Here is an 18459-nt window from a genome sequence, read left to right on the forward strand (position 1 = left end):
ATGAATTACTCCCACTCTATCGTTGCAGGTGGTTTAGATGAAATGTCATAAACTACGCGATTTACACCTTTCACCTTATTGATAATTTCATTCGACACCTTAGCCAAAAATTCATATGGAAGATGCGCCCAATCAGCCGTCATTCCATCTACCGAAGTAACAGCACGTAAAGCTATAGTACTTTCGTAAGTACGCTCATCACCCATTACGCCTACCGATCGAATCGGTAATAATATTGCTCCCGCTTGCCACACTTTATCATACAAGTCGTGCTCTTTGAGCATACGTGTATAGATATCGTCAGCATTTTGTAATATTTCTACCTTTTCGGCAGTAATATCACCAAGAACACGAATACCAAGGCCCGGCCCTGGGAACGGGTGCCGCTTGATCAATGACTCTTTCATACCTAACTCTAACCCTACGCGTCTCACTTCATCTTTAAACAGCAAGCGCAAAGGTTCAACTAACTTCAAATGCATTTTTTCGGGTAATCCACCTACATTATGATGAGATTTTATTACATGACCTGTGATTGACAAGGATTCTATAATATCAGGATAAATTGTACCCTGCCCAAGCCATTTTATATCCTTTAGTTTATGGGCTTCTTCATCAAATACATCAATGAAGCCTTTACCTATAATCTTCCTTTTTCCTTCTGGATCTGAGACACCTGCCAATTGCGTATAAAAACGCTCTTTTGCATTAACTCCTATAACATTAAGACCTAGATGCTCATAGTCAGACAGTACATTTTGAAATTCGTTTTTTCGCAGTAAACCGTGATCTACAAACACACAGGTAAGATTTTTGCCTATTGCCCTATTCAACAATACAGCAGTAACAGAAGAATCGACCCCACCGGAAAGAGCAAGAATAACTTTATCATCTCCTATCTCCTCCTTAAGCTCAGCTACTGTAGTATCTATAAATGACGCTGGCGACCAGTCACGTTTTACTTTACATATATTTAAGAAGTTACTCAACAAGCGTGTTCCATCAGTTGTGTGATAAACTTCCGGATGAAATTGAACCGCCCAGGTAGGCTCTCCTTCTACTTTATACCCTCCTATAGCAACATCAGCTGTACTTGCGATTATCTCAAAACTATTTGGAAGATTAGTTATTGTATCCCCATGAGACATCCATACTTGCGAGCCGATAGCTATTCCATCAAATAGTGGCTCCCCTGCATTTACCTTTGCTAAATGCGCTCGTCCATATTCGCGAGAATCACTCTTTTCGACCTTACCTCCCGATGAATATGCAATATACTGCGCACCATAGCATATACCCAATACAGGATACTTACCTCTTATCTGGCTAAGATCCGGCTTAAAAGCATCAGCATCATTTACCGAAAAAGGACTACCTGAAAGGATAACACCTTTTACAGATTCATCGCCATAAGGAAATTTATTGTAAGGAACTATTTCGCAGTAAGTATTTAACTCTCTCACTCTGCGACCAATAAGTTGTGTGGTCTGTGACCCGAAGTCAAGGATAATGATTTTCTCTTGCATATTAAATAACAAGTAAGATTTTTATTTTTTAATGCGCACAAAGGTACGTCATTTTTTTGATATTTTGTTTATCGGATCAGTGCATTTAACACGAATTGAGCCACTCTTTTAGCTCTAATTTGCATGCAGCCTCTATTTACCTTATCTTTGTACATTTAACACTTAATAAATTAACAAAAAATGGAAGGAACTCCGAATTGTCCTGTATGCAAAATGGCAAACACATACTTCGATGGCACATCATATGTATGCCCAGATTGTTTTCACGAATGGACAGGCGAAGCTAGTACAGAAACAGAAGATACTACACCTAAAGACAGTAATGGCGCTGAGCTATTTGATGGTGATGCCGTAACTGTAATAAAAGATCTTAAAGTAAAGGGATCATCTATGGTGATCAAACGAGGTACTAAAGTAAAAAGTATCCGTCTAACTGAAGAACCAACAGAGGTAGACTGCAAGATAGATGGCTCCAGCATTGTTCTTAAAACTTGTTTCCTTAAGAAAGGTTGAAAAATCAGAACTAAAATACAAATCAGGGTGTTCATAACTTTAACGTTTTGGACACCTTTTTTATTGAGTATACTCTTTACCTTTGTACATTATGCAATACGATTTATTCACTCAGCGCAAATATAAATTTTTCAGCTTTGGTAGTGGTAGCAGTGGGAACTGCTATTATTTAGGAACTAACGAACACGGTATTCTTATCGATGCCGGGATAGGCATACGAAATATACAAAAGGCTTTAAGAGAATACGGTATAGCTTTCGAAAAAATAAAGGCTGTACTTGTCACGCACGACCATGCCGACCATATAAAAACCGTAGGTTGCTTGGGAGACAAATATAATATACCTATTTATGCAACCGAAACAGTACATCAGGGTATTCAACGAAATAAAGGTGTACAAGCAAACTTATTTCAATCGAAAAGAGTTATAGAAAAAGAAATACTTTTTTCTATAAATGACTTTGAAATCACAGCATTCGATGTTCCACACGACAGTATTGAAAATGTAGGCTACCACATAAAACTGGAAGATCAAACATTCGTTCTCATTACCGATATAGGTCGTATTACAGATAAGATTAGAGAGTACGCTTCCAAAGCAAACCATCTTGTCATTGAGGCAAATTATGACGAATATATGTTGCAAGCCGGCAGATATCCTTATCACTTGAAAGAGCGTATCGCTAACGGTTCCGGACACTTAAGCAACCGTTTATCAGCTGAATTTATTGCGAGCATATATAATGACAATTTGAAAAACATCTGGCTCTGTCACTTAAGTCAGGACAATAATCACCCTGAACTAGCATTTAAGACTGTTGAACAAGCCTTACTTTCAAATGGTATAGATGTTGGTAAAAATGTTCGACTCGAAGCATTAAGCAGATATAAAGTTTCGGGGTTGAGAGAATTTTAACTTTCATTTCTCACCTTATTGCTAGATCGAGAAAAATTATTTCATGACAGATTGCGAGTCACTCAACTGGCATGGGCTAGTCTTAAATAAAGAAAACTAAATAGTTCATTACTAATAAATAATTTGAAAGTATGTTTTTTTAGTATCTTTAATCCTTTAAAAGCATGCCTTAATTGTATAACCTTCTTACCCTTTATGCCCATGAAAAAGAACTATATTTATTTTTTGATCCTTATTTGTGTAGGTATTTCATTTCTTTTATTTGGTGGATGCAAAGAACAAAGACCTATGAAAACCTGTGAAACTTTTGAAGAACTGCCCGACCCCACCTCCGATACACTTTCCGACTGGAGTAAAGCTCCATCAGGACTACAAGCATCATTGGTAAATATCGATACCAGATATACAAAATCAGTATATCCCAATCTAAAAGAAACATTATCGACCAAGCTGACAGGATGGAAAGGAGAAAGATTATCGGCACAACTTCTCCTATGGAGTGTTGAAGATATTAAACAAATAGAATGCGAATTTGGAGATTTTGAATCACCAACTGCAACTCTCCCTGCCAATATTGCACAAGCACGTTTTGTTCGGTATGTCATGACTGATATATTCGGTGAAGGTTGCGGACATCGTAAACCTGAGAATTTCCCTGCTTCACTGGTTCCCGACATGCTCGACAATCTTACTTGCTTCGATATCTCAGCAAAAACAGTACGCCCTGTGTGGCTATCTATCAATATTCCTGAATCTGCCATTGCAGGTACTTACAAAAGTAAACTGAAAATATTCGCTGAAGGAAAAGAATCTCATGAAATGGAAATAGAACTCAAAGTACAGAATAAAACTTTACCTCCTGCATCTGAATGGCCATATCACTTGGATTTATGGCAACATCCTTCGGCAGTAGCGCGAGCACAAAATCTTAAGTTATGGAGTGATGAGCATTTTGAAGCTATGAAACCATTGATGAAAATGCTAGCCAACGCCGGACAAAAAGTGATAACAGCCACATTGAACAAAGACCCATGGAATAACCAATGCTTCGATCGCTATGAAGATATGATCCTATGGACAAAAAATGACGATGGAACTTGGATATACGACTACACCGTTTTCGATAAATGGATTAGCTTTATGATACAAGAGGTAGGTATTACAAAAATGATCAACTGTTACTCTCTCGTTCCATGGAACAATGAAATTCATTATAAAGACAGCAAAAGTGGAGAACTAATCAATGTGAAAGCCGACCCGGGTACTAAAATATTCGAAGATATGTGGACTCCATTTCTATTAGATTTCAAAAAACATCTCACAGAAAAAGGATGGATAGATATAACCAATATTGCAATGGATGAGCGATCACCGGAAATGATGTCTGCTACAATCAAGTTGCTCCAGAAAGTTGCTCCGGAACTTGGAATCTCGTTGGCCGATAATCATAAAAGTTATAAAAAATATCCGTTTATACAAGATATGAGTGTCTCAGCAAATGCAAAAGTAGACTCTACTGATATCCAATATCGTCAGGAGAAAGGCTATGTTACAACTTTCTATGTGTGCTGTGCAGACAAATTTCCAAATATGTTCACCTGCTCCGAACCAATAGAAGCTGTTTATAGTGCATGGTATGCCACAGCTGCCGGCTATGATGGGTTTTTACGTTGGGCTTATAATTCATGGGTTGAAAATCCATTAACCGATTCACGCTTTAGAACATGGCCGGCTGGAGATACATATATCGTTTATCCCGAGGCCCGTAGTTCTATTCGATTTGAACGGCTGATAGAAGGCATTCAGGATATTGAGAAAATTCGTATTCTAAGAAATGAATTAAATGAAGCGAAGTCAGACGAAGCTCTGAATAAACTAAACAGATTAGACAGTGAAGTTTCCAAATTCAATACAATTACACCTGAGAATCCAATAGGGATGATCCACACAGCAAAAGCTCTAATTGAAGAATTATCGGAATAATTTTCATTCTGAAATAGAAAAAAGGGTGTGCACAATTATTGTAAGCACACCCTTTTTTAACAACTACCATACTATAACCTAAAGCGGTAAAAGAAGTCATCCAGCACCTAGTAAATTATACAACTGAAACAAATAATCCTATGTATAGACAAAAGGAATAAATCATTGAAATTATCTATAGCTAATATCTCTAAATGCTCTTAGAATTATCTAATTTTGCGGTCATTTTGAATTAAAAACAGGGAAAACTTCAAACTACAACTATGATCCAGAAAGAGATTAAGAAGAAGCTTTGTTTCTTCAGAACAACATCATTTGTTATTATCTTTTATTTCTTTGTAACAACTATAGATGCACAGATAACTATTGGCTCAAACATTCCTCCGGGAAAAGCGGCAATACTAGACTTAAAAGAGCTCTCCACTTCAGAAAATGAGATCACTGCATCTAAAGGTCTCCTATTGCCACGTGTAGGCTTATTAAACATTCACAGCCTGGCCCCTCTCGTTTCCACAGACGAAGAAGACTATGAAACACTAAAGATCAGTCACAAAGGCTTGGTCGTTTATAACATAAATGTACAAGAGAATCAAAACCTAACTCAAGGAGTTTACACATGGAATGGTTCTAAATGGAAAAAATCAGCAGGCTATAGAGACACTAGAGATTTTTTCTATATGCCTTCGATACCAATTAATACTACTGAACCAGGAACAAAAACACTCGATTTATATACCTTATACAAGAATCAATTTAGTTCACCAAAATCGATAAGTGAAGGAGCTCCCGCTAGTATTCCTTTTTATGCGAATGCTACTGACTTATATTATTATGTAACAGATTATGATGCCACAGTCTTCTCTAATGTATCTATTTCAGCTAATGGCATAATGACATACACGATCATCAATGCAGCTTCAAGCTATTCATACATAAATATTGTATTTTTAATAAAATAATAAATCAGAGATAAGTTATGTGTAATATTCTGATAAGCAGGAAGAAATCCTTCTTGCTTCTTGTCTTTACATTTTTTGTTATATGTAATATAAAGGGGCAATTGTATGGAGATTTTCCTTACGAAGAACGTTTTGACAAACAAACAAAACCAATAGATATATCATTACCCGTTCCAGGTAATGTAAACTATTCTAATAGTGCCACATTCACACTCAATGGACTAAGATTAACTGAGGCTAAAACCCAACAATTTGGAGCAGTTTTTGTCAATAACAGACAATTCAGTTCTGTCAATGGTATACAGATCGAATTTGAATATTCTATGTATGGAGGAAATGGAGGAGCCGATGGTTTTACTTTTTTCCTTTTCGATGCTTCTGTAGCCAACCCTACCATTGGAGCGGTTGGTGCCGGTTTAGGCTACTCTTATAATAGAGCGACTGACGACCACCCCGGTTATAGAAACAAAGGACTCTCCGGTGCATATTTGGGAATCTCCTTCGACAACTATGGTAATTTTAAACAAAGGAGATATCAAGGAGAGGCACTAGTGAATGGTATAAATTGGACATCGTCTGCTTTTTCATCAATTAATTATAAAAGTCATGTCACACTGAGGGGAGCTAAAGGAAAGGTAATTAATTCTGCCATATCTATGGAAAATACTTCAGGACTTAGTGATGGCTATACGGGTTACCCTGTGCTAATCACACAAACAACATCCGGATCTCTTTTGAATAATAGGAAGGGAATAATATTAAATACTGATGGAACTTACTCCACTTTTTCAGGTTATTCCGGGAACTTTGAACTTGGAAGTAGTGGCTATACAACAGATCCATTAAACTCGAATTATAGAAAAGCCATTATAAAGATGTATCCTCATATTGATGGGGGATTCCTTATAACTGTGCAAATCCAACATGGTTCGACTATAACAACCGTGATAGATAATTATCATTACAGAACTAGTGTAAATTATATTGAAAATACGATTGTTCCTTATGGCGACTATTGGGGATCAACAAATTATGCTGCATACAGTGCTACATACAATATAGATGCTTCAATACCCCAATTTCTTAAATTTGGATTTTCAGCCTCTACAGGAGCTTATACTAATTATCATTACATCCGAATGGTCAAAATAACATTACCGAGAGCAGCTGAGGCATACAATGATTTTGTACAAACTTATTCAGGTATTTCAACTACAATAGATGCACTGACAAATGATCTCGGATATACAGACATTGTATCTCAGAATCAAGAAGGAAATAGTATTAATCTGGACAAATCTACATTTAAGTTTATAAATAACGACAATGTAGTTTCTACAACACCATATGAATATAATGAACCGGGCGTTGGAGTATGGAAATATAATCCAACAACAGGGTTAGTCACTTTCACATCATTGCCTTCCTTTATCGGAACAGCAACAATCAACTATTCAATAAAAGCAGGCAAAAATGGAGAACTGCCGTATGCCGATGAGGCCTATCGTTCTCTTCCGGCATCAATAACTGTTGTGGTTGAAAAGGCTATAAATACACATGTAATTTCCAATAGATTTATACAGCCTACTATCAAGTAAATACTTCGAAAAAAATACACATCACTCCCTCGAACTTTTTTATTGAAGGGAAATAAAATAGAAAGCTCAAGATCCAATACCTTGAGCTTCAATTTTTATTTTTTCAAAAGCACCTTATCTATCGCTTCTTTCAAATTCGTTTTTGGTATAGCACCCTGTGCCATTTGTGGTTGTTCTCCCCCCATTGGCACAAATAATAAACTAGGAATACTTCTTATACCAAATAAAGCAGCTAACTCTTGTTCTTCCTCTGTATTTATCTTATAAATATAGATTTCTCCTTCATATTCAGCAGCCAGTTCTTCCAATACCGGAGCAATTGCTTTACATGGCCCGCACCAATCGGCATAGAAATCTATCAGGGCAGGCTTATCTCCAAGATATTTAAACTCACCCGGAGTTGTTTCATAGTTAGCTACTTTTTTGAGAAAGTCTATTTTATTTAAATGTATTGTTTTCATTTTATTCTCTTTTTTAATTGATTCTGTTGATTGACCTTTATTTGTCTGTCCGTTGCAAGAAACGAATGCAAATAATGCAATAAGCAAAACGAGTGAAATTTGTTTCATATTTTCTTTTATTCTTTAATTTCTTCTTTAGAAATTTGTCTGGCACCTGTCTGGCAATAACCACTTACACAGCAAGATGAAAAAACGGACATTAATAGCATTACAAATATTATGCCTTTAATGAGATTAGATAAATGGAATTTAGATATTGTTATCCTATTCATTATTAGCCCCTTTCTTAAATAGGCTAAATAATAATCCACCCATAATTACTCCCCAAGCGATACTATTTACAGGTGATGCTGTAATAGGACATGTACCACTACTACATCCGATAAAGTACCAGTATAAATAACCTGTTATACCTCCGGAGATTGCACCAACAAGATATGTCCAGTTTCGCTTAAGTATAGTTAATAATTTTTCCATTGTTCAAAGATAACGTAAATATAATATTATCAAATAAATACAACCATATTTAGCATAAGCTGATTAAATAAACAGATTCACATTTGCGTTTTCTGCTCTATCGAGATAAGCCGCTACACCTCCAATCGTAATGTCATCCATTAGCTCTTCTTTTTTTATTCCCATCACATCCATCGACATAGAACAGGCTATAAATTCGACTCCATTATCTTTGGCTTGTTGCATAAGATTTTCGAGGCTATCTATATTCTTATTCTTCATTATCATCCGCATCATTTTACTGCCTAAGCCTCCCATATTCATCTTGGATAAACTAAGGTTCTTACTACTAGACGGGAGCATAAAACCGAACATTTTGCCCATAAGATCTTTTTCTACTGATGGCTTCTTTGTCTTCTTAATAACATTCAACCCCCAGAAAGTAAAGAATATACTAACTTTTTTACCTGAAGCTGCAGCACCATTAGCAATAACAAAGGAGGCCAATGCCCTATCCAAATCATCACTAAATACCACTAACGTCTTATTATCTCCACCTGCAATACCTTTTTCAGCATTTGTTTTTGCCTGCTTTTCTATAGTCGCCGTTATTACACCTCCCGAGTTATTTATCCCCAATACTTTAGCTCCTACCATACGAGACCAACCATTAAGATCTTCGCTAAAAGCCTGATCTGTTACCTTTATTTCCAGACGATCGCCGTATTCGATTTGGTCATAATTCTTTTTCAGTTGCATTATAGGCCCGGGGCATTGCAGGCCACATGCATCTATAGCTATTGTTTTAACATTTGTAAATTGCTTCACTACACCATCATCCTCAATGGAAGTTTCGCATGCAACCGCAGGACTATCATTCTCAGAAGCACAAGAGTAAGTTTTATATCCTCCCGAAAGATTATAAACATTCTTATAACCATGTTGCATCAATATTCTAGAAGCAGTATATCCTCGAAGCCCTACTGCGCAGTAAACAATTATAGTTTTGTCTTTCGATATTTCGGCTAAACGTTTGCGTATATCATCGACAGGTATATTTACAGAACCTTCTATATTACCAAACTCATGCTCTTCAGGTGTACGAACATCTATTAGAAGAACTTTCGATTTTTCAAAATCATTCAATTGATTCCACTGAATAACATTTACTTTTCCATTTAGGATATTGTCTGCTACAAATCCGGCTATATTTACGGGATCTTTTGCAGATGAATATGGAGGGGCATAAGCATGTTCTATTTCTTGGAGGTCATAGATCGTACCTCCCTTCTTTATTACTTGAGCAAAGAGGTCTATACGTTTATCTACTCCGTCGAAGCCAACAATCTGTGCACCTAAGAGCTTGCCATCCGTCGGTGAAAAGTTTATTTTTATTGATAAAGGTAAAGCATTCGGATAATATCCGGCATGTGAACTTCCATGTGTATATGATGCAATGTGAGGAATATTTTCTCTGTCAAGCAATTTGGAAGACGCTCCAGCAGCTGCTACTGTAAGATCAAAAACTTTTGCAATAGAAGTACCTATTGTTCCGGTATACTTGTATTTATTTCCTCCTATAATATTATCAGCTACAATACGAGCCTGTTTATTTGCAGGTCCGGCAAGAGGGATCAACGAATGTTTACCTATAACCGGATTAAATACTTCAACCGCGTCTCCCAAAGCATATACATTCTTATCAGATGTAGTCATATAATCGTCTACTTTGATTCCACCCAAAGCCCCGAGTTCTAGCTTTGCCTTTTTTGCCAGCCCTACTTCAGGACGTACTCCAATACTTAGAATAACCATATCAGCTTTCAGTTCACCACTGTTCTCTGTTTTTATTTTTATCTGGTTATCTTCCGATTCGAATCTGATAACGCTTTCTCCCAAATAAAGATTGACTCCTTTTTGCTTTAGTTGCTGGTGAACAATTGCAGCCATTGCAAAGTCAATCGGAGCCATTACCTGATTGCTCTTCTCCACAACAGAAACTTTTATACCTGCATCATGTAGATTTTCTACCATCTCTAAACCTATAAATCCACCACCAATAACTACTGCCGATTTAGGCTTATTATTATCTATATAAGTCTTTATTTTATCCATATCAGGAACATTGCGCAATGAAAATATGCGTTTATCTTCTATCCCGATAAGTGGAGGTTTAATCGGTTCTGCACCGGTGGATATGATCAACCTATCATAACTTTCAGTATAAGTTTCATCTATCGAAATATTTCTTACTGTTACAGTCTTATTTTGTGTGTCGATGTCAACCACTTCCGACTGCACCCTTATATCAATATTAAATCGATTAATAAAACCATTAACAGTCTGAACGAAAAGCCTATCTCGTTCACTAATAGCACCTCCTATATGATAAGGCAAGCCACAATTGGCATATGAAATATATTCGCCCCGTTCAAATAAAACTATCTCAGCACTTTCATCCGCTCTTCTTAGCCTTGCAGCAGTTGTTGCGCCTCCGGCAACTCCTCCTATTATAAGTATTTTCATAATTTATATTATAAATATTTGTTATTAGCAATTAAATAAGAAAAATAAAAGGAATACTTATCCCAATATTTTTGAGATTTGCTGAGCTAGAGCTGATAAATCCATACCTTGCATCTGCATCTCTTTTGTCTTTTGTTTACCTTGTTCTGTAAGGGTAAATATCATTTGGCGCTTATCTTTTATCCCCATTTCACGCATAATATAACCTTTAGCCTCTACAGTATTTATTACACGGGATACACGGGAATTAGATAGCCCGACAAAATCACATAACTCAGTTGCAGCTCTAGGTTTTCCATCCTTAAGGCAACAAAGAAGCATACCTTCATTGATAGTAATACCATTCTTCTCTGAAAACTCTTTTTCAAAGTTGTATAATATCTTATATATATCTTTTAATTGACAAATTGGTTCCATGTATAAATATTTGCTACTATTAAATATTTGCAAAGTAAATTATTTTATTGATAAAAACAAAATATATTATACTTTTTTTAGTTTGTCGATATTAACCAAAACTAAACAAATACAGCCCAAAGTCTTAATATTGACGCAACAGATGAGAAACAAAAAACAAGGTACTTTACATCAAGAAAAAAATAATAACTATAAATGCAAAACAAAATTCTATTATTATATACTATCTGTTTACACACAACAATTCGCTATTTCAGAATTGGAAACAACGAATGAAATCTTTATTTGGTAAATGGTAAAGGTTGTACTTCACGCAAGAAGTAATATTGATTGATTTGGAAAGAAAAAGGATGAATCTAAGATTCATCCTTTTTTATATTAAGACAATTATATCAGTCATTCAACATTAACAAAATCGGCTTCAAGAAAATCGGTAACTTCCTTTTCCCAACGTTCTTTTACAAATCTCACGTGTTCCGGATGTTCGTTATATGCCTGATAGGCTGTCTGATCTTCAAAAATCATTGAAAAATAGAATTGATATCCATTCTTACTACTTACCTGACGAAATACTTCGAAATTCTTTACCATAGGAAGGGCACTCAGAATTCGCTGTCCATCTTGTAGAAAAGTCTTAGCCTCGGATGAATCAGAATCATACTGCAAATTAAACATAACTGTATGTTTAATATTCCCCTTCTCTAAACGGACTGACGAGTCCTTTGATATTTCTACCTGATTCTTTTGAGAATCGTCTCCTGAACGATTGCAGGAAAAGAACAAACAAGAAATAAATAATAAGCCTATAATCCTTATATCCATATTATTTTAAACCTAATTTTTTAGCAATATCTTTAGGTAGGGCGTCTTTGTGAATCATTATACTTGTAGTTTTATATTTCACAAAAGCTTCCGAAGCATACCAGATACCTTTATATGCACCGGCTTCTCCCCATGAGTTCTTTACTATGTAATACTTATTTCCATCCTGATCTTTTGCTATACCATAAATTTGCATACCATGATCATCTGTTGTCTCCTGATTGTCAAACGCAATCTGGCGCATTTCTTGAGTAATTGTTTTTTCTTTAACCGGCCCTTGTTCTACTTTCGCTCTAATACGGTTATTTTTTTCATTCTGAGATAAGCCTAACCAATGAGCCTGATCAGAACCTACATTTTCCGGAGCATCCTCATCGGGTATAACAGCTAACCCATTACGAGTAAAACCTATTTCACTAACATCGGAAGCCCATGCAATAGTATATCCGTTGTTAATAGCATTATCGCACACTCGTATCATCTCATCGATTGGTAAATTATAAGACATAGCCCATCGCCAGTTGTCAGGGATTTCCAATGCAAAAGGAACATAAAATGGATGATGAGTGAATGATGTTATTGATATATAATTATTTGCATCTAAACCCAAAGATTGGCGAAGAGACTCAGCTGTATAAGTTTTCCCTTCATATTGGAAACTTTGAGGAACAATTCCGAAATATGCATCTAAGATGCCATTCAAACCCTGAGCCCATACAGGCGAAATGCGTTTATTCTTATTTTCATTGATGCCCTTCACATATCCGGCTAATCCTGCTTCTACCTCACCATGCTTGTGCATAGTTTCACCATAGTTAAGGCCAGTATAAACCTCGTTAGGAAGAACTCCATATTCATTTAACGTTTCAACAACATCAGCAAACGAACCCCCTTGGGCAAAATTAAGATTACCGCCCACGCGTACATATTTAGACGCCTTATCCGCATAATTGCGACGAACAATATACATTTCGGACAGATCATGCTCCCCTTTACCCATACGGATTACCTCCGATTCTAAAAAGCCTAGACCTGAAAAGCTCCAACACGTGCCACTATTCCCTTGATTCTTAATAGAGGTAATCGGATTCTCTTTCACTACTGAAAACTGATAGCCCTTGGAGGACTCTTGAGCAGAAGCTCCGAGTGTCATCAACACAAATGCTGACAATACAAATAATTTCTTCATCTTATGTTTTTGTTTTATTATGGTATATATCTATTCTTCAATCAGTGTCTCATCTTTCTGCTTTTTAAGTTCGGGATACGCAACTCGCATATGACGCATACTTATCAGTTTCTCGCTGAAAACTTCTTTTGTAAGTTCAATATCCTTAAATGTTATAGGAGCACTCTTGAATAAGCCATCGCTTACTTGTGAGTCTATCAAACGGTTTACAAGTTCTGTTATCGCCTCTTTACTATTATCCTTCAGACTTCTGGAAGCAGCTTCTACTGTATCTGCCATCATTAACAAGGCGGTTTCTCGAGTAAAAGGATTCGGTCCCGGATAGGTAAAATCATTAATATCAACCTCTTCATCCGGATGGCAGTTAACGTACGAATTATAAAAATATTTAGCTTTACCTTTTCCGTGGTGTGTTTCTATAAAATCAATAATTTGTTGGGGAAGATTGTGCTTCTTTGCTATTTTAACTCCTTCTTCAACATGGCCGATAATGATTTGAGCACTTTCTTTCTCTGACAATCCGGCATGAGGATCAATTCCTTCAACCTGATTCTCAGTAAAAAATATAGGATTTACCATTTTCCCTATATCATGATATAATGCTCCTGTACGCACAAGGGCTGCATTGGCTCCTATACGCTGTGCTGCAGACACGACCAAAGTAGATACTTGCATGGAGTGTTGAAATGTACCAGGAGCTACTTCTGATAATTCTTGTAATAGAGGTCTGTTGGTATTCGATAATTCAATCATACTTACTTCCGAGATAAAACCGAATACACGTTCGCAAACATAAACTAACAGATAGGCAAATGACACAAAAACAAAGTTTATGCAGAAATAAATATACAATCTGCTATTTTCAAAAATGAGCGACGGATTACCCTCTGTACACAGTATCCAAGCAGTATAGGTAACGATATAAGTGAGAAGGATAAATAGTGAGCAATAAACTAATTGAGAACGTTCCGATAAATTTCTTAAGCTAAATATACACATGTATCCTACCAAAATCTGCATTACAATAAACTGAGGCATCTGAGCCAATGGAAGCATCAATGCACAAATAAACACAGTTATCAGATGAGTGGTCATAGCTGTGCGAGAATCTATAAAGGTCCTGATAAGAATTGTCGGGATAGCAAATGGTATTAGATACATAAGGCTAAACATCTTAGTATCTGACATTAATCCCGTTATGATTGGGAAAATCCCAACCATAATAAGTATAAAAATTATACTCTTTTTATTCCGATATTCATGTAATCGGTAAAACTTAAGATAAACCATCAATGTCATCATTAATAGTGTTATCATAATTAATTCTCCGAATATAAGCCAGCCTGGTTTAGATTTTGTACCCACTTTGCTTTCCACTTCTGTATTATAAGAATCGAGTATATTTTTGGTATGCGAATCTACAATTTCACCGCGATCTATGATTTTTTCTCCCGATTGTACTTCACCTTCATACAAAGCAACTTGCTTAAGCAGCTCCTCCTTCATATTTGATGACATTTTTTCATCATACTGAATATTGGGATTCAGATAATCATTGATATTTATCGCTTTTAGATGAGCTATATTCACATGTGAAGGCGCATCACTCATAATCTTCTCATAAGCCTGTTTGGGCGTATAGAAAGATGCCAAATGTCGCGTAGATGCGATATTATTATCATTCCGAAGCTGTATCTGCTTTTTATTTAGTTGCTGAACCTTATCATAATCTTCAGCTGATATTACTCCGGCTTTATATACCTCATTCAATTTTCGGGTCACATAACTAATGTAATCAGGAGGTACACTTTTAGCAGATGCATCTTGTGTAAATTGTGAAATTGCTTTTTTTGATATTTCTTGATCAACCTGATAATATGGCTGATAGGATCTTAAAATGCTATCCTTTTCGAGTTTTACCTGTTCATCTGACTTATGAATATGGAAATTGAACGGAGCAGTCAATAATCCATATTGCCAGGGCTTATTCTCAGTATATGTATATTTATATTTGCCTTCACGAGGCAAAAAATACATAATGATTAAGATTGTTACTATAAAAAATACTGGGGTAGGAATCTTAATCTTTCCTATAATTATCTTATCTATTTGCGCCATAACACTATGGTTTAGAATACAAATCTACAAGAATATTTTTTATTAGAAGAAAAATAGATGCTAAAAGGGATAGAATTAAAGCTTGAGAACATCCATGACTCTTCCTACGACTCCACTATTGGAACGTACATAATCTCCGGCATGTTTTCCTGCGGCTGATAATGTATCCTGATATTGAAGGAATTCGTCCATTAAACCTCTGAAAGATTCAGAATCAGGAATAGAATATCCCCCTCCTGTTTCTATTAACTGTTGAGCCTCCCTAAACTTCTTAAAATTCGGTCCAAAAATGACAGGTATATTGTACACAGCCGCTTCAAGAACATTGTGGATACCCACACCAAACCCTCCTCCAATATAAGCGACCTGCCCATATCGATATGCTGATGACAGAATACCCATACAATCAATAATAAGACAATCATAGTCTGCCATCATCTCTGGTATAGCCTTCGAGTAACGAATATATGGCCTTTGCAGATTACTTTCTATATATTTTAAATGAGCCTCATTGATTTCGTGCGGAGCGATAATCAGCTTCAAATCAGTGGTTATATTAAAATAAGGTATGATAACATCCTCATCTTTTGGCCAACTACTTCCCGCTATAAATATCTTCTCACCTTCTGATACAGCCTTTTTAGCAAAAGTGTCGACAATAGCTAAAGGCTTAGCCTTTTCGCGAATAGCTATCACTCTGTCGAAGCGGGTATCACCACAAACCTCGACTCTAGTAACATCAATACTCTTGAGTAGCTCTGCAGAACGCTCATCTTGTACACATATCGAGGTGTATTTCTTGAGAAGTTTTCTCATATCTCCCCCATACCATTTAAAGAACATCTGGGATGGCCGAAATATGGCCGAAACCATATAAATTGGTACACCCTCTTTATTTAACTTATTTACAAAGTTATACCAAAATTCATATTTGATAAATATAGCTATTGAAGGCCGTACTAACTTCAGAAACTTTTTCACATTGCGTTTCTTGTCAAAAGGCAAATAGCAAACAATATCTGCTAAAGGATAATCTTTCCTTATCTCATATCCCGACGGAGAAAAAAAAGTCAGTAATATTTTATACTCCGGATGTCTACGCTTCACTTCTTCAATAATGGGCCTTCCTTGTTCAAACTCACCTAGTGAGGCGGCATGAAACCAAATATATTTAGCCTGCGGATCAACTTCCTTTTTTAATATTTTATAGGTCTGCTTATGCCCAATTATCATTTTTCGCGCTTTCTTATGGAAAGGGGAAATAATGCGGACAATAAACGCATACAAGTATATGCCCAAATTATAAAGCACCATCTTACGACAATTTAATTTCCCTAATAGCCTTCTCGAGACGAGAAAGAGTAGCCTCTTTACCTATAGTAGCTGTTATATCAAACATATGAGGCCCTTTCGATTCTCCAACAATAGCCAACCGAAAAGCATTCATTATATTTCCGAGATGATAGTTTTTACTCTCAATCCAAGCTTTAACTATCTCTTCCTGATTATGAGCAGAAAAGTCTTCAATACCCTTTAAGACATCAATCAGTTCTGACATTAAAGCAGGAGAATCCTCTTTCCAACGCTTTTTCACCACCTTTTCATCATACGAAGAAGGAGATTGAAAGAAGAAGAAGGATTGATCCCACAATTCTTTTACAAAATTTACACGCTCTTTAACAAGCCCGACAACCGTTTCTACATATTCAATATTCACATCTACACTTTTTTCTTCAAGCATAGGATAGAAAATATTTGCTATTTCAGCATTTGAACTTAATTGTATATATTGATGATTGAACCATTTTCCTTTTTCATAATCAAACTTAGCTCCGCTTTTACTACACTTTTCAAGTGAGAAAAGCTGAATAAGCTCGTCTTTTGACATAATTTCCTGATCATTGCCTGGATTCCACCCCAAAAGAGCCAGAAAATTAATAACAGCTTCGGGTAAATAGCCACTCTCACGGTAACCTGATGATATTTCCCCCGTTTTCGGATCTTTCCATTCCAAAGGAAATACCGGAAAGCCAAGGCGATCGCCATCACGCTTACTTAATTTTCCGTTTCCTTCCGGTTTAAGTAATAACGGTAAATGAGAAAATTGTGGCATAGTATCTTCCCATCCAAATGCTCTATATAGTAGTACATGTAATGGGGCCGAGGGTAGCCACTCTTCACCGCGAATAACATGTGTAATTTCCATCAAATGGTCATCTACTATATTAGCAAGATGATAAGTCGGTAGATTATCTGCAGACTTATATAATACCTTATCATCTAAAACCGACGAATTGTATTTAACCTCTCCTCTGATAAGGTCATTAACTACAACTTCCTGATTAGCCTCAATCTTGAAACGTACCACGTATTGATTTCCGTCTTTTATCAGATTATCAACAACTTCTTTGCTCAATGTTAACGAGTTACGCATTCCATTACGAGTAGATGCATCATATTGAAAATTAGATATTTCAGCACGTTTAGCTTCCAACTCAGCCGGTGTATCGAATGCTATATAGGCTGCGCCTTTGTCTAAGAGTATTTCTACATATTTCTTATATATATCCTTCCTATCAGACTGACGATAAGGAGCATATGGTCCTCCTATATGAGTCCCCTCATCGAACTGGAGGCCTAGCCATGTAAATGCTTCTATTATATATTCTTCTGCCCCGGGAACAAATCGTTGCGAGTCGGTATCTTCTATGCGAAGGATAAAATCTCCACCATGTTTTTTAGCAAACAGGTAATTATACAAGGCTGTACGCACGCCCCCTATATGCAACGGCCCTGTAGGACTCGGAGCAAAGCGTACTCTTACTTTTTGAGACATACTTTTCGTTAATTGAATAAGGCTACAAAAGTATATAAAATATTGTAAAATAGTAAGTATATAACATCGAAAAAAGAAACTCTAGTAATTACGACAGATATATGCTTCAAATAATAATTTAATGCCCCTGAAATACATT

General features: G+C 36.3%; 15 protein-coding genes. 5 read left to right on the plus strand and 10 right to left on the minus strand.

Annotation, left to right across the window (positions count from 1 at the left end; all coding sequences use genetic code 11):
• Positions 1-5 precede the first annotated feature (5 nt).
• Positions 6-1526, minus strand: a complete 1521-nt coding sequence (gene guaA / locus JGH11_RS01740; RefSeq protein WP_201109839.1) for a glutamine-hydrolyzing GMP synthase — start codon at positions 1524-1526, stop codon at positions 6-8.
• A 180-nt stretch (positions 1527-1706) separates the two neighbouring features.
• On the opposite strand from guaA, the gene JGH11_RS01745 reads away from it, so the two are divergent.
• The 5 genes from JGH11_RS01745 to JGH11_RS01765 all read left to right on the plus strand — a co-directional run bounded on the left by JGH11_RS01745 (position 1707) and on the right by JGH11_RS01765 (position 7495).
• Entirely contained in the window at positions 1707-2039 is a 333-nt protein-coding gene (locus JGH11_RS01745) for a zinc ribbon domain-containing protein YjdM (RefSeq protein ID WP_201109840.1), read from the plus strand.
• A 91-nt stretch (positions 2040-2130) separates the two neighbouring features.
• Complete coding sequence (locus tag JGH11_RS01750; RefSeq protein ID WP_201109841.1) at positions 2131-2955, plus strand: MBL fold metallo-hydrolase; 825 nt, start codon at positions 2131-2133, stop codon at positions 2953-2955.
• Between the two features lie 288 nt (positions 2956-3243).
• Positions 3244-4938, plus strand: a complete 1695-nt coding sequence (locus tag JGH11_RS01755) for a glycoside hydrolase domain-containing protein (protein WP_236263825.1) — start codon at positions 3244-3246, stop codon at positions 4936-4938.
• Positions 4939-5201: 263 nt separating this feature from the next.
• Positions 5202-5897 (plus strand): hypothetical protein, encoded by a 696-nt coding sequence (locus JGH11_RS01760; RefSeq protein WP_201109842.1) that lies wholly within the window; start codon positions 5202-5204, stop codon positions 5895-5897.
• A gap of 17 nt (positions 5898-5914) precedes the next feature.
• Positions 5915-7495: a hypothetical protein gene (locus JGH11_RS01765; RefSeq protein WP_201109843.1), complete on the plus strand. Its 1581-nt coding sequence runs from the start codon at positions 5915-5917 to the stop codon at positions 7493-7495.
• A gap of 95 nt (positions 7496-7590) precedes the next feature.
• Here JGH11_RS01765 and trxA read toward each other — a convergent pair whose 3' ends face one another.
• The 9 genes from trxA to gltX all read right to left on the minus strand — a co-directional run bounded on the left by trxA (position 7591) and on the right by gltX (position 18320).
• Entirely contained in the window at positions 7591-8064 is a 474-nt protein-coding gene (trxA, locus tag JGH11_RS01770) for a thioredoxin (protein ID WP_201109844.1), read from the minus strand.
• 156 nt (positions 8065-8220) lie between these two features.
• Positions 8221-8433 carry a hypothetical protein gene (locus JGH11_RS01775; RefSeq protein WP_201109845.1) on the minus strand — a complete coding sequence of 71 codons (213 nt, stop codon included), beginning with the start codon at positions 8431-8433 and terminating at the stop codon, positions 8221-8223.
• Positions 8434-8496: 63 nt separating this feature from the next.
• The gene (locus tag JGH11_RS01780) at positions 8497-10938 is read right to left on the minus strand and encodes an FAD-dependent oxidoreductase (protein WP_201109846.1); all 2442 of its coding nucleotides are present in this window, start codon (positions 10936-10938) and stop codon (positions 8497-8499) included.
• Between the two features lie 57 nt (positions 10939-10995).
• On the minus strand, positions 10996-11355 hold the full coding sequence (locus JGH11_RS01785) for a MarR family winged helix-turn-helix transcriptional regulator (protein ID WP_201109847.1): 360 nt from the start codon (positions 11353-11355) through the stop codon (positions 10996-10998).
• Positions 11356-11751: 396 nt separating this feature from the next.
• A complete protein-coding gene (locus JGH11_RS01790) occupies positions 11752-12177 on the minus strand; it encodes a Dabb family protein (protein ID WP_201109848.1) in 426 nt (141 codons plus the stop codon).
• A gap of 1 nt (position 12178) precedes the next feature.
• Positions 12179-13366: an aminopeptidase C gene (locus JGH11_RS01795; protein ID WP_201109849.1), complete on the minus strand. Its 1188-nt coding sequence runs from the start codon at positions 13364-13366 to the stop codon at positions 12179-12181.
• A 30-nt stretch (positions 13367-13396) separates the two neighbouring features.
• A complete protein-coding gene (locus JGH11_RS01800) occupies positions 13397-15484 on the minus strand; it encodes an HD family phosphohydrolase (protein WP_201109850.1) in 2088 nt (695 codons plus the stop codon).
• A gap of 75 nt (positions 15485-15559) precedes the next feature.
• Positions 15560-16798: a 3-deoxy-D-manno-octulosonic acid transferase gene (locus tag JGH11_RS01805; RefSeq protein WP_201109851.1), complete on the minus strand. Its 1239-nt coding sequence runs from the start codon at positions 16796-16798 to the stop codon at positions 15560-15562.
• A 1-nt stretch (position 16799) separates the two neighbouring features.
• A complete protein-coding gene (gltX, locus tag JGH11_RS01810; RefSeq protein WP_201109852.1) occupies positions 16800-18320 on the minus strand; it encodes a glutamate--tRNA ligase in 1521 nt (506 codons plus the stop codon).
• Between the last annotated feature and the right edge of the window lie 139 nt (positions 18321-18459).

The sequence above is a fragment of the Dysgonomonas sp. Marseille-P4677 genome, from assembly GCF_016652235.1.
Lineage (GTDB): Bacteria > Bacteroidota > Bacteroidia > Bacteroidales > Dysgonomonadaceae > Dysgonomonas.

Coding starts and splice junctions, on each gene's coding strand:
- JGH11_RS01780 (WP_201109846.1), bottom strand. CDS start 10,938: ATGAAAATACTTATAATAGGAGGAGTTGCCGGAGGCGCAACAACTGCT.
- JGH11_RS01800 (WP_201109850.1), bottom strand. CDS start 15,484: ATGGCGCAAATAGATAAGATAATTATAGGAAAGATTAAGATTCCTACC.
- JGH11_RS01775 (WP_201109845.1), bottom strand. CDS start 8,433: ATGGAAAAATTATTAACTATACTTAAGCGAAACTGGACATATCTTGTT.
- JGH11_RS01790 (WP_201109848.1), bottom strand. CDS start 12,177: ATGGATATAAGGATTATAGGCTTATTATTTATTTCTTGTTTGTTCTTT.
- JGH11_RS01785 (WP_201109847.1), bottom strand. CDS start 11,355: ATGGAACCAATTTGTCAATTAAAAGATATATATAAGATATTATACAAC.
- JGH11_RS01805 (WP_201109851.1), bottom strand. CDS start 16,798: ATGGTGCTTTATAATTTGGGCATATACTTGTATGCGTTTATTGTCCGC.
- JGH11_RS01795 (WP_201109849.1), bottom strand. CDS start 13,366: ATGAAGAAATTATTTGTATTGTCAGCATTTGTGTTGATGACACTCGGA.
- JGH11_RS01745 (WP_201109840.1), top strand. CDS start 1,707: ATGGAAGGAACTCCGAATTGTCCTGTATGCAAAATGGCAAACACATAC.
- JGH11_RS01755 (WP_236263825.1), top strand. CDS start 3,244: ATGAAAACCTGTGAAACTTTTGAAGAACTGCCCGACCCCACCTCCGAT.
- JGH11_RS01760 (WP_201109842.1), top strand. CDS start 5,202: ATGATCCAGAAAGAGATTAAGAAGAAGCTTTGTTTCTTCAGAACAACA.
- gltX (WP_201109852.1), bottom strand. CDS start 18,320: ATGTCTCAAAAAGTAAGAGTACGCTTTGCTCCGAGTCCTACAGGGCCG.
- JGH11_RS01750 (WP_201109841.1), top strand. CDS start 2,131: ATGCAATACGATTTATTCACTCAGCGCAAATATAAATTTTTCAGCTTT.
- trxA (WP_201109844.1), bottom strand. CDS start 8,064: ATGAAACAAATTTCACTCGTTTTGCTTATTGCATTATTTGCATTCGTT.
- JGH11_RS01765 (WP_201109843.1), top strand. CDS start 5,915: ATGTGTAATATTCTGATAAGCAGGAAGAAATCCTTCTTGCTTCTTGTC.
- guaA (WP_201109839.1), bottom strand. CDS start 1,526: ATGCAAGAGAAAATCATTATCCTTGACTTCGGGTCACAGACCACACAA.